This is a genomic window from Streptomyces sp. SID1328 (assembly GCF_009865595.1).
GTDB lineage: Bacteria > Actinomycetota > Actinomycetes > Streptomycetales > Streptomycetaceae > Streptomyces > Streptomyces griseoluteus.
In genome coordinates this window covers 1-11,415 of sequence record NZ_WWKH01000710.1, presented here as the reverse complement: position 1 = coordinate 11,415, position 11,415 = coordinate 1, and the positions used below count along the sequence as shown (strand labels likewise).

Here is an 11,415-nt window from a genome sequence, read left to right as displayed (position 1 = left end):
TACCGGCCGGCGCCGTGGGGGGTTCGGGCGTGGCTGGTGGCGGGGGCGGGCGCGGCCGTCGCCGCGCTGCTCGCGCTGGCCTCCGTACGCGATCCGGGCGCGCTGCACCCCGGTGTCGTCCCGCTGGCCGCACCCGCGCTGCCGCTGTGGCCGGCCGCCGCCATCCTGCTGGGCCTGCTGCCCGTGCTCGTCGTACCCCAGGACCGCAAGGAGCCGTCGTGATCCGCTTCGAGGACGTCGCCGTCACGTACGACGGGGCGGCCGGACCGACCGTCCGGGGCGTGGACTTCGAGGTGCCCGAGGGTGAACTCGTGCTGCTCGTCGGCCCGTCGGGGGTGGGCAAGTCGACGATCCTGAACGCGGTCAGCGGGCTGGTCCCGCACTTCACCGGGGGCACCCTGCGCGGCCGGGTCACGGTGGCGGGGCGGGACACCCGCACCCACAAGCCGCGCGAACTGGCCGACGTGGTCGGCACGGTGGGCCAGGACCCGCTCGCGCACTTCGTCACGGACACCGTGGAGGACGAACTCGCCTACGGCATGGAATCGCTGGGGCTGGCTCCGGAGGTGATGCGGCGCCGGGTGGAGGAGACGCTCGACCTGCTGGGCCTCGCCGATCTGCGGGACCGTTCCATCGGCACCCTGTCCGGCGGGCAGCGCCAGCGGGTCGCCATCGGCTCGGTGCTCACCCCGCACCCCCGCGTACTGGTCCTGGACGAGCCGACCTCGGCGCTGGACCCGGCCGCGGCGGAGGAGGTCCTCGCGGTCCTGCAACGCCTGGTGCACGACCTGGGCACCACGGTCCTCATGGCGGAACACCGGCTGGAGCGGGTCGTCCAGTACGCCGACCAGGTCGTGCTGCTGCCCGCCCCCGGCGCTCCCCCGGTCCTCGGCGCCCCGGCCGACATGATGGCCGTCTCCCCGGTGATCCCGCCGGTGGTCGAGCTGGGCCGGCTGGCCGGCTGGAGCCCGCTTCCCCTGACCATCCGGGACGCGCGGCGCAGGGCCGGGCCGCTGCGGGAGAGCCTCGCCGGTTCCGAGCCCGAGTCCCCCGGTCTCTCCGAGGTCACCACCGCCCCGCCCCGCCGCCGTTTCCGGCGCGCCTCCCCCGCCGAGCCGCAGGTCGCCGAGGTCCGCGGCCTCGCCGTACGGCGCAGCCGGGTCGACGCGCTGCGGGGCGTCGACCTGACCGTCGGCCCCGGCGAGACCATCGCCCTCATGGGCCGCAACGGCGCCGGGAAGTCCACGCTGCTCGGCTCCCTGGTCGGGCTGGTCGCGCCCACCTCCGGTTCCGTCCGGGCCGGCGGGGCCGCCCCGCACCGGCTGAAGCCCGCCGAACTGGTGCGCCGGGTCGGCCTGGTGCCGCAGGAGCCGCGCGATCTGCTGTACGCCGACACGGTGGGCGCCGAGTGCGTGGCCGCCGACAAGGACGCGGACGCCGCGCCCGGCACCTGCCGGGCCCTGGTGTCGGAGCTGCTGCCGGGCATCACCGACGACACCCACCCCCGCGACCTCTCCGAGGGCCAGCGTCTCGCCCTGGCGCTCGCCGTCGTGCTGACGGCGCGCCCCCCGCTGCTCCTGCTGGACGAGCCGACGCGCGGCCTGGACTACGCCGCCAAGGCCCGCCTGGTCGCCGTGCTGCGCGGGCTGGCGGCCGAGGGGCACGCCCTGGTGCTGGCCACGCACGACGTGGAGCTGGCCGCCGAGATCGCGCACCGGGTGGTGCTGCTGGCGGACGGCGAGGTGATAGCGGACGGCGCCACGGCCGACATCGTGGTGTCCTCACCCTCCTTCGCGCCCCAGGTAACCAAGATCCTGGCCCCGCAGCCCTGGCTGACGGTGTCCGAGGTACGGAAGGCGCTGGCATGACGTCCCCCGCCGTACGGGCCGTCCGGCTCGGTCCCCGTTCCGTCGCCGCGCTCGTGCTGGTCGGCGCGGTGGGGGTGGCCGCGTTCGGGTGGCCGTTCCTCGCGCCGCCGGACTCGCAGGTCAGCGCGCATGCCGAGGACGCGCCCTGGCTTTTCGCCGGGCTGCTGGTGCTGCTGGTCGCGGTGGTGGCGGCGACCATCTCGGAGTCGGGGCTCGGCCCCAAGGCCGTCGCCATGCTGGGGGTGCTCGCGGCGACCGGAGCGGCCCTGCGGCCGATCGGCGCGGGTACGGCGGGCATCGAGCCGATGTTCTTCCTGCTGGTGCTCAGCGGGCGGGTGCTCGGGCCCGGCTTCGGGTTCGTACTCGGCTCGGTGACGATGTTCGCGTCCGCGCTGCTGACCGGCGGGGTCGGGCCGTGGATGCCGTTCCAGATGCTGGCGATGGGCTGGTTCACCATGGGCGCGGGCCTGCTGCCGGGCGCCGCCCGCCTGCGTGGCCGTGGTGAGCTGGTGATGCTCGCCTGCTACGGCTTCCTCGCGGCCTTCGCCTACGGCACGGTCATGAACCTGGCCGGCTGGCCGTTCATGGGAACCATGGCGTCGAACATCTCCTTCGACCCGCACGCCGCGGTCCCCGCGAACCTGGCCCGCTTCCTCGCCTACTGCCTGGCCACCTCCATGGGCTGGGACCTGGGCCGGGCCGTCTGCACGGTCGTCCTCACCCTGACCCTCGGCCCGGCCGTGCTGCGCGCCCTGCGCCGGGCCACCCGGCGGGCCGCCTTCGAGACGCCGGTCACCTTCGACGCCCCCGGTGCGTGAGGCAGCCCATATGACCGAGGTCACCTACGACCCCGGATCGTAGACCTTTACGTCCGTTATGCACCTTCTTGCAACCCCCCTGACCTGGGCTTTGAGAGCCAGGTCACACAAGGGCGCCTTCTCGGCGGTCCGGCCACAACTAGTAAAAGGGGGTATTGCGGACGTTTCGGAAGCTTGCTTCTCTGGAGGCCGTCGCCAGGCGCCACGGTCCTCACGGGCCGCGGCGCCGACGCCTGCGGCCACCACGCGGAGCGTGCTGGAACGCGAACGGCGACCCATCGTCCCCAACGTAAGAGGTTTTCGTGTCGTTCTCCGCCATCCGCCGCATCGTCTCCCCGAAGAAGGCCGTCACCGTGGCCGCCCTGGCCGCCGGTGTCGCCGGTGTGGCCCTCGGCGCAGCCCCCGCCCAGGCCGCGACGAACCCGTCGCCCTCCTCGGCGCAGTCCGTCGCACACCGGATGATCCCGGACTCGGCGCAGTACAACGCGTTCAGCAAGATCGTCGCGCACGAGAGCGGCTGGAACGTCTCCGCCAAGAACAGCTCCTCCGGCGCGTACGGCCTGGTGCAGGCCCTCCCGGCCTCCAAAATGTCCTCGGCCGGTTCCGACTGGAAGACCAACCCCGCCACCCAGATCAAGTGGGGCCTGGACTACATGAACTCCCGCTACGGCAGCCCCGCCCAGGCGTGGAACTTCTGGCAGGCCAACGGCTGGTACTGAGCCGTCCCCGCGCGGGCCGTTCCCCGCACCGGGCCGTCCGGTGCCCCGACCACCCACGGTCGACGGCCCACCCCCTTTCCTTCCCGCACCCTCGCCACCGCTCGGCGAGGGTGCGCGCGCATGTCCGCACCCCCGTGGTCCACTGGTCCGGCCCCGCCCGCCCGACCGGAGGACGCGATGCCCAGGACGATGCGGCTCCCGTGGGTCCTGCTCGTACTGACCGTGGTGAGCGGGCTGATCGACGCGGTCGGCTATCTGGGCCTCGGCCGCGTCTTCACGGCCAACATGACCGGCAACGTGGTCATCCTCGGCTTCGCCGCGGTGGGCGCCCCCGGCTTCTCCGTACCTCTCACCGCCACCTCGCTGGGCTGCTTCTTGGTCGGCGCGGCGGCAGGCGGCCGGCTCACCTCACGCGTCCGCCGCGCGACCCGGCCGACCCTCGTCACGGAAGCCCTGCTGGTCGGCGCCTCGGCAGCCATCGCCCTGGCCTGGCCCGAGCGCCCCGGCACCCGCTACGCCCTGATCGCCCTCACCGCGCTGGCCATGGGCCTGCGCAACGCCACCGTGCGCGCCCTGGGCGTCCCCGACCTCACCACCACCGTCCTGACCATGACCCTGACGGGCCTGGCCGCCGAGTCCCGCCTGGGCAGCGGCACCGCCGACCGCTCCCCGCGCCGCACCGCCGCGGTCCTCTCCATGTTCGCCGGCGCCTGCCTGGGCGCCTGGCTGGTCCTCCACCACGGCCTGGGCGTCCCTCTGCTCCTGGCGGCCCTGGCCTCAGCGGTCCTGGCGGTCCTGGCGCCGGACCGCGACTGACCCCGCTACCGCTCGCCGCCGCCCCGGCAGCCCTCACCCTGTGCGGCCGAGCCGAGGTCCGGTTTGCGTGCGTAGACCACCACCTGGGCGCCCCACACCCGAACCCGCTCGCACTCCTCGAAGTACTCCCTGAGCGTGCGCCGCTTGACCTCCTCCCTGGGGAAGGGGTCGAGGGGCTGGCCGTCGGGGTCGGTCAGGGCGATCGCGCGGGGCGTGGCCAAGAGGCGGGACCGGATGGTGTCCGGGGGCAGCTCCGTGCCCTGGAGGGTGTGGGAAGCGCCCGGAGAGCGGGCCAGGGCCACGTCGTGCAAGCGGCCGTACAGGGTGGGGTACGACAGCAGCCACTCGCGGCGGCGGGACGGGAGGAACAGCACGCCGTCGCCGGGGCGGGACAGCTTCCGTACGGTCCGGGCGACCGCCACCACGTCGTCCTTGCGGCTCTCCGGGGTCCGCACTGCCAGGGAGGCGGGGAGCAGGGCCAGGGCCAGCAGGCAGACGGCGGCCTTCTCGAGGTGCGCCGGCAACCGGTCCAGCGCGACCCCGCCGAGAAGGGCCAGGCCGGTCAGGGCGTACAGGACATAGCGGTCGACGTACCACGGCTCGAGCAGGGAGGCGGTGATCAGGACGCCGGGCGGGACGATCAGCAGGGGCAGGGCGAGCGCGGTCACCGTGCGGTCGGCCAGGGGCGGGACACGGCTCAGCAGCAGGCCCAGGGCCGATACGGCCAGGAACCCGAGCCACACGGCCGGGCTCGGGCGGCCCAGCCAGCCCAGCTGCCGATCGGCCTGCCGGGCGCTGACCACCGCCAGCGGCGCCACCGCGACCAGTACGCCGGCCGCCGCCACCCCCCATCCCCGCCACCGCACCCCCAGCAGCCGCAGCGTCACCGCGTGGGCGAACAGCACCAGCGCGGCGAACTCGTGCACCCAGCACACGACCGCCAGCAGCACCCCGTACCCCACCCACCAGCCGCGCCCGGCGGAGCCGATCCCGCGCAGGAAGAGGTAGGTCGCCCAGACCACACCGGCGGTGACGAGGGCGTACGACCGCCCCTCCTGCGCGTACTGCTGGGTCGCCGGGAAGAGGGCGAACAGCACGCCCGCGAGGACGCCGGTCCGTGGTCCGGCGAGCCGGGAGCCCAGTGTCCCGACCCCGGCGGCGGCGAGGGCGGTGGCCAGCACCGAGGGCAGGCGCAGGGCGACAAGGCCCCCGTCCCAGAGGGCGAAGACGCCGTGCATGAGCAGGTAGTACAGGCCGTGTACGGCGTCGATGTGGCCCAGCAGCGCGAGGAGTTCGCCGAGCGGGCGGTGGGCGACCCGGTAGGTGACGGATTCGTCGCGCCACATGCTGCCGTGCCGGGTGAGCCCCCACAGCCCGAGGACCGTGGCGAGGACGGCGGGCACGAGCGCGGGTGCCGTGGTGCGCCGCTCCGGCGCGCGGGGCGGCGCGAGCGGGCGGGCGAGGTCTCGCGTCGGGCTGTTCACCCGCCTCGGCCGGAGCTGACCGGCTGCGACTGCTCCTGCGGCCTGCGCTGCCCCGGCGGCCGTCCGACCTCGCCGGAGGCGGCGATGGCCCGGGGCCCGAGCAGCACGTACGCAAGGGCGAAGCCGCCCCCCACCACCAGTGCCCCGCCCACCGCGTCCAGCACCCAGTGGTTGGCCGTGGCCACGATCGCCGTGACGGTGAACAGCGGATGCAGCAGCCCGAGCCCCTTCATCCACCAGCGCGGGGCGAGCATCGCGATCACCACCCCGCACCACAGCGACCACCCGAAGTGCAGCGAGGGCATCGCCGCGTACTGGTTGGTGATCGCGGTCATCGCGCCGTAGTCCGGGTTGGCGAGGTCCTGCGCCCCGTGCACGGTGTCGACGAAGCCGAGCCCCGGCATCAGACGCGGCGGAGCCAGCGGGAAGAGCCAGAAGCCGGTCAGCGCGAGCAGCGTGGCGAAGCCGAGGGAGGTCCGGGCCCAGCGGTAGTCGACCGGGCGGCGCCAGTAGAGGACGGCGAGCACGGTCAGCGGGACGACGAAGTGGAAGGACTCGTAGTAGAAGTCGAGGAACCCGCGCAGCCAGCCGACCTCGACGACCGCGTGGTTGACGGCGTGCTCGACGTCGATGCGCAGGAACCGCTCGGCGTCGAGCACCAGCCGCCCGTGGTGCTCGGCGGTCTCGCGCCCGAGTTCGTTGCTGCCCCCGGTCGCCGCGAGCCGCACCTGCGCGTAGGCCGCGTAGGTCACGCGGATGAGCAGCAGCTCCAGCAGCAGATTGGGCCGGGTGAGCGAGCGCCGCACGAACGGCAGCAGCGGTACGCGTCCGAACCGGGCCGGGACCTGACGGGCGTACGCGGTGGGCGCCGGGGCGTCGTAGTGCGGGGAGCTGCGGGGCAGGAAGGGGACGGCGGTCGCGGCGGCCAGCGCGGCGAGCAGGACGAGGTTGTCCCGCAGCGGGTACATCACCGGCGTGTTCGGCAGCATCATCGTCGCCGGGAGCGTGGTCACCAGGACCACCGCGACCGGCCAGACCGTACGGTCCGCGGCCCGCGTCCCGACCCGGCCGACGACCGCGAGCAGCACCCAGAGGAGCTGGTGCTGCCAGGTCGCCGGGGAGACGGCGACGGCCGCGCACCCGGTGACGGCCACGGCGAGCAGGAGCTGCCCGTCACGGGCGTACCCCACGGCCCGGCGCAGCGCGAGGACGGCGACGGCCGCGCCGAGCAGCAGGAAGAGCGCGATCTCCGGCGGGCCGCTGAGCCCGAACCGGAGCAGGGCGCCGTGCAGCGACTGGTTGGCGAGCGCGTCGGCGCTGCCGCCGAGGCCGACGCCCGCCATGTGGTGCACCCAGTAGGTGAGGGAGTCGCCCGGCATCGCGGCCCAGGCGAGCAGGGTGCCCCCGGCGAAGGTGGCGGCGGCGCCGAGCGCGGCCCGGCGGCGGCCGGTGAACCAGAGCAGCGGGGCGAAGAGCAGGACCGTCGGCTGGAGGGCGGCGGCGAGGCCGATGAGCACGCCTGCTGTGCGTTCGCCGCGGGCGGTGAAGCAGCCCAGCAGGACGAGCAGTACCGGGATGACGCTGGTCTGCCCGAGCCAGAGGGTGTTGCGGACCGGCAGCGACACCATCAGGAGGCTGATGGCGACGGGGGCGGCAAGCAGGGCGGTACGGCGCCCCACGGGCCGGGGCAGCGCGCGGGCGACGACCAGGCCGAGGGCGACGACCAGCAGCAGCGTGCCGAAGGTCCAGCCCCAGCCGAGGGCCTGTTCGGCGGCGCGGGTGAGCGGCTTGAGGACCAGGCCGGCGAAGGGGGTGCCGGTGAACCGGGTGGAGTCGTACAGGGAGCCGTTGACGTGCAGGACGCCGTCCGGGCCGACCCAGGTCTCCAGGTCGGTGAGGCGCTGCCCGCTCGGGGTGGTGAGGACGAGGGCCATCTGCCGGGCGGCGAGGATCGCGGCGACCGCCCACAGGGCGAGCCGGGCGGCGCGCAGCCGGGCTCTGGAGCCGGCTCCGGCCGTCGCCAGGGTGTCCGCCGACCGTCCGCCGTGCTCCACGTCCACCACGCCTCGTGGCCTCCCGCCCCATCGCGTCACGGTATGTCCGTCACCCATTTGTCCGGATGACGATAGTCCGAAGAGGGTGCGGTTTCCGCTCCGGAGCGCGATATGGATCACATTTTTGATGGGGATCATGCTCGCCGAACAGGGCAGACATACCAGCGTAGACGCGGTTTCTTTGCAGAAAGCAACAGTCCGCGCACAGGACGTAAGGGGCCGAAACTCCCCTATCGTCTCTTTTCTGCCTGACGCACGCCGTCGCCGTCGTCGTCCGGCGCCGCCCGTGTCCCCGTCGAAAGGCAGGCGAGTTCCGTTTTGGCCGCCACCGCTGTCAGTCCCCGTCCGAAGTCCCTTCGGACCCCGAAGGCCCAGGCAGAGCCCACGGTCACCGACCCCGCGCTCGTCAAGCGTGCCGTCAAGGCTGCCGCGCTCGGCAACGCCATGGAGTGGTTCGACTTCGGCGTCTTCAGCTACATCGCCGTGACGCTGGGCAAAGTCTTCTTCCCTTCCGGGAACGCGACTGCACAGCTCCTCTCGACGTTCGGCGCCTTTGCGGCGGCCTTCCTCGTCCGCCCGCTCGGCGGTATGATCTTCGGCCCGCTGGGTGACCGGGTGGGGCGCCAGAAGGTCCTCGCCGTCACGATGATCATGATGGCGGCGGGCACGTTCGCCATCGGCCTGATCCCCTCGTACGCCTCCATCGGCGTCGGCGCGCCGCTGCTGCTGCTGGCGGCCCGGCTGGTGCAGGGCTTCTCCACCGGCGGTGAGTACGCCGGTGCCTCGACCTTCATCGCCGAGTACGCGCCCGACAAGAAGCGCGGCTTCCTCGGCAGCTGGCTGGAGTTCGGCACGCTGGCCGGTTACATCGGCGGCGCGGGCCTGGTCACGCTGATGACGGCCCTGCTCTCCAGCGACGACCTGCTCTCCTGGGGCTGGCGCATCCCGTTCCTGATCGCCGGTCCGATGGGCATCATCGGCCTGTACCTGCGGATGCGCCTGGAGGAGACCCCGGCCTTCGCCGCCGAGGTCGAGAAGGCCGAGACCAACCGGCCGAAGGTGCCGCTGCGCGAGATGCTCGCGGGCCAGTGGCAGTCGCTGCTGCTCTGTGTCGGCCTGGTGCTGGTCTTCAACGTCACCGACTACATGCTGCTGTCGTACATGCCGAGCTTCCTCACCAGTGAGCTGAAGTACGACGAGACGCACGGTCTGCTCGTCGTGCTCGGTGTGATGGCGCTGATGATGATCGTCCAGCCGTTCGCGGGCGCCCTGACCGACCGCGTCGGCCGCCGTCCGGTGATCGCCGCGGGCTGCGCGGGCTTCCTGTTCCTGTCGATCCCGGCTCTGCTGCTGATCCGCCAGGGCAGCCTGCTCGCCGTCGCGCTCGGCATGGGCGCGCTGGGCCTGCTGCTGGTCTGCTTCACCGCCGCCATGCCGGCCGCGCTCCCGGCGCTGTTCCCGACCCGGGTCCGCTACGGCTCGCTGTCGATCGGCTTCAACGTCTCGGTGTCCCTGTTCGGCGGTACGACCCCGCTGGTGGTCACCGCGCTGATCGGCGCGACCGGCAACCTGATGATGCCCGCCTACTACATGATGGCGGCCGCCGTCATCGGTGGCTTCGCGGTGTGGCGGATGAGCGAGTCCGCCGGCCGTCCGCTGCCGGGTTCGCCGCCCGCGGTGGAGGCCGAGCAGTAGGAGTCCTTGTCTCCGGGCGAGGTGGGCGCGGGAACCGCACGTACGGTTCCTGCGCCCGCTTCTGTCTCTCCGGGGGGCACCATGGACCCTGGCAGAGGCTTTGCGCAGACACTCGGGAAAGGCAGCACACGCATGAGCGAGTCGCAGCGGTGGGACGACGTGGACCTCTACTTCACCAGCCGGCTCGCACCGGACGACGACGCCCTGCGGGCCGCGCTGCGCGACTCGGAGGCGGCCGGGCTCCCGTCCATCGCGGTGACCCCCACCCAGGGCAAGTTCCTCCAGCTCCTCGCGCAGATCCAGGGCGCCCGTACGGTGCTGGAGATCGGCACCCTCGGCGGGTACAGCACCATCTGGCTGGCCCGTGCCCTGCCCGAGGACGGCCGCGTGGTCACGCTGGAGCACAACCCGGAACACGCCGACGTGGCGGTCCGCAACATCGCCCGCGCGGGCCTCGACCGGATGGTGGACGTGCGGGTCGGCCCGGCCCTGGAGTCCCTCCCCAACCTCGCGGACGAGAACCCGGCCCCCTTCGACCTGGTCTTCATCGACGCCGACAAGGCCAACAACCCGCACTACGTCGAGTGGGCCCTCCGGCTCACCCGCACCGGCAGTCTGATCATCCTCGACAACGTCGTCCGCGACGGCCGTGTGGCCGACTCCACCAGCACCGACCCCGCCATCACCGGCACCCGGACCGCCATCGACCTCATCGCCGACCACCCCCGCCTGACGGGCACGGCCCTCCAGACGGTCGGCGGCAAGGGGTACGACGGCTTCGCGCTGGCACGGGTGGTGGGCTGAACCCCGCGGAGACGGCCGACACCGCCCGAGGCACTCACCGCACGGCCGGCCCGCCCCGCTGAGCGGGGGGCACCGGTCGGCCGAGCGGAGCCGGTACCGGTCTCGTCGCTCAGGCCGGCGGCAGCTGGACCTCGTGGTAGAAACCCACGTTCACGCTGCGGGGAGCCGTGCGGTCCTGGACGACCACCTCGCCCGAGGCTCCTCGGGGGAGGCGGACGGAGCCGCCGTAGGGGACGGTCTGGGCGTATTCGCCGACCGTGAGGCGGACCTCGGAGGAGGGGTCGGGCTGGGAGCCGTGGAGCCAGGAGAGCTGCCAGCCGCCGTCGGGGCCGCAGAGGAACTCCAGGTGGACGCGGGAGACGAAGAGCCAGTCCTCCGGGGTGACCAGCCGGCACACCGCGCCGTCCCGGCCCACGCGGAGCGCCGCACCCGGTTCGCTGGGCGCCTCGGCCATCGTCATGCCGGCCGTGGCACCCGCTTCCTCGCCGGAGACGGCGGCCATGGTGAGTTCGAGCACGCGTGTTCCCCCTGAAGCCCCTTGGCGCGGACCCCTGATCGCCGCACCGCCGCCGCATGATAGAACGCCCGGCTCGTCCACGTCCGGCACAATGGGGGGCATGACCGAGCGAAAGCCACCGCGTGTCCCGTTCGAGTCGTGGGTCGACCACCAGATCAACGCCGCCCAGCGCCGCGGCGAGTTCGACGAGCTGCCCGGCACCGGTAAGCCCCTGCCCGCCGGACTGGACAGCGCGTACGACGAACTCTGGTGGGTCAAGCGGAAGATGGCCCGCGAGGGCCTGGCGGTACTGCCCCCGGCGCTCGCCCTGCGCAAGGAGGCCGAGGACGCGCTCGCGGCGGCGTACGCGGCACCCTCGGAGCATGCCGTCCGGGAGATCATCACGGCCGTCAACGTCAAGATCCGGGACATGATGTTCCGTCCCCCGCCGGGTCCGCCGCTGGGCAAGAAGCCGTACGACGTGGACGAGGTCGTGGCCGAGTGGCGCCGCCTGAAGGACACCGGCGCCTGAAACCCGCTTGCCCGCGCCCCGCGCCCCCCGCTGGGATGGCCCGCATGACGACATGGACCATCGCCCCGGAACCGTACGACTCGCCGGTGGCCGCGGCCCTCTGGCGGGCGTACTACACCGAGGTCAGCG

The 11,415-nt window shown here is 73.3% G+C and carries 10 protein-coding genes and 2 pseudogenes; 9 read left to right on the top strand and 3 right to left on the bottom strand.

The annotated features are described in order from the left end of the window. From GT030_RS22895 to GT030_RS22875, 5 genes and pseudogenes are all read left to right on the top strand, one after another. A pseudogene (locus tag GT030_RS22895) lies at positions 1 to 222 on the top strand (energy-coupling factor transporter transmembrane protein EcfT); the annotation flags it as partial. Next, positions 219 to 1,868 carry an ABC transporter ATP-binding protein gene (locus GT030_RS22890; protein ID WP_161202698.1) on the top strand — a complete coding sequence of 550 codons (1,650 nt, stop codon included), beginning with the start codon at positions 219 to 221 and terminating at the stop codon, positions 1,866 to 1,868. The pseudogene GT030_RS22895 and the gene GT030_RS22890, both read left to right, overlap by 4 nt. Continuing rightward, positions 1,865 to 2,686, top strand: a complete 822-nt coding sequence (locus GT030_RS22885) for an ECF transporter S component (RefSeq protein WP_161202697.1) — start codon at positions 1,865 to 1,867, stop codon at positions 2,684 to 2,686. The genes GT030_RS22890 and GT030_RS22885 overlap by 4 nt, the downstream gene beginning before the upstream one ends. Before the next feature lie 302 nt (positions 2,687 to 2,988). Next, positions 2,989 to 3,405: a transglycosylase SLT domain-containing protein gene (locus GT030_RS22880; RefSeq protein WP_161202696.1), complete on the top strand. Its 417-nt coding sequence runs from the start codon at positions 2,989 to 2,991 to the stop codon at positions 3,403 to 3,405. A 177-nt stretch (positions 3,406 to 3,582) separates the two neighbouring features. Beyond that, entirely contained in the window at positions 3,583 to 4,221 is a 639-nt protein-coding gene (locus tag GT030_RS22875; RefSeq protein ID WP_237522757.1) for a YoaK family protein, read from the top strand. Positions 4,222 to 4,226: 5 nt separating this feature from the next. Here GT030_RS22875 and GT030_RS22870 read toward each other — a convergent pair whose 3' ends face one another. Further along, on the bottom strand, positions 4,227 to 5,705 hold the full coding sequence (locus GT030_RS22870; protein ID WP_346009721.1) for a glycosyltransferase family 39 protein: 1,479 nt from the start codon (positions 5,703 to 5,705) through the stop codon (positions 4,227 to 4,229). Further along, positions 5,702 to 7,768 carry a bifunctional glycosyltransferase 87/phosphatase PAP2 family protein gene (locus GT030_RS22865; protein WP_346009720.1) on the bottom strand — a complete coding sequence of 689 codons (2,067 nt, stop codon included), beginning with the start codon at positions 7,766 to 7,768 and terminating at the stop codon, positions 5,702 to 5,704. The genes GT030_RS22870 and GT030_RS22865 overlap by 4 nt, the downstream gene beginning before the upstream one ends. 309 nt (positions 7,769 to 8,077) lie before the next feature. On the opposite strand from GT030_RS22865, the gene proP reads away from it, so the two are divergent. Both proP and GT030_RS22855 read left to right on the top strand, forming a co-directional pair. Next, complete coding sequence (gene proP / locus GT030_RS22860; RefSeq protein WP_161202693.1) at positions 8,078 to 9,454, top strand: glycine betaine/L-proline transporter ProP; 1,377 nt, start codon at positions 8,078 to 8,080, stop codon at positions 9,452 to 9,454. A gap of 132 nt (positions 9,455 to 9,586) precedes the next feature. Beyond that, positions 9,587 to 10,258, top strand: a complete 672-nt coding sequence (locus GT030_RS22855) for an O-methyltransferase (protein ID WP_161202692.1) — start codon at positions 9,587 to 9,589, stop codon at positions 10,256 to 10,258. A gap of 109 nt (positions 10,259 to 10,367) precedes the next feature. Here GT030_RS22855 and GT030_RS22850 read toward each other — a convergent pair whose 3' ends face one another. Next, entirely contained in the window at positions 10,368 to 10,775 is a 408-nt protein-coding gene (locus GT030_RS22850; RefSeq protein ID WP_161202691.1) for a hypothetical protein, read from the bottom strand. A gap of 100 nt (positions 10,776 to 10,875) precedes the next feature. On the opposite strand from GT030_RS22850, the gene GT030_RS22845 reads away from it, so the two are divergent. Together GT030_RS22845 and GT030_RS36670 are read left to right on the top strand one after the other, a co-directional pair. Next, positions 10,876 to 11,286: a DUF1992 domain-containing protein gene (locus GT030_RS22845; RefSeq protein WP_161202690.1), complete on the top strand. Its 411-nt coding sequence runs from the start codon at positions 10,876 to 10,878 to the stop codon at positions 11,284 to 11,286. A gap of 44 nt (positions 11,287 to 11,330) precedes the next feature. Then, positions 11,331 to 11,415: pseudogene (locus GT030_RS36670) on the top strand (GNAT family N-acetyltransferase); the annotation flags it as partial.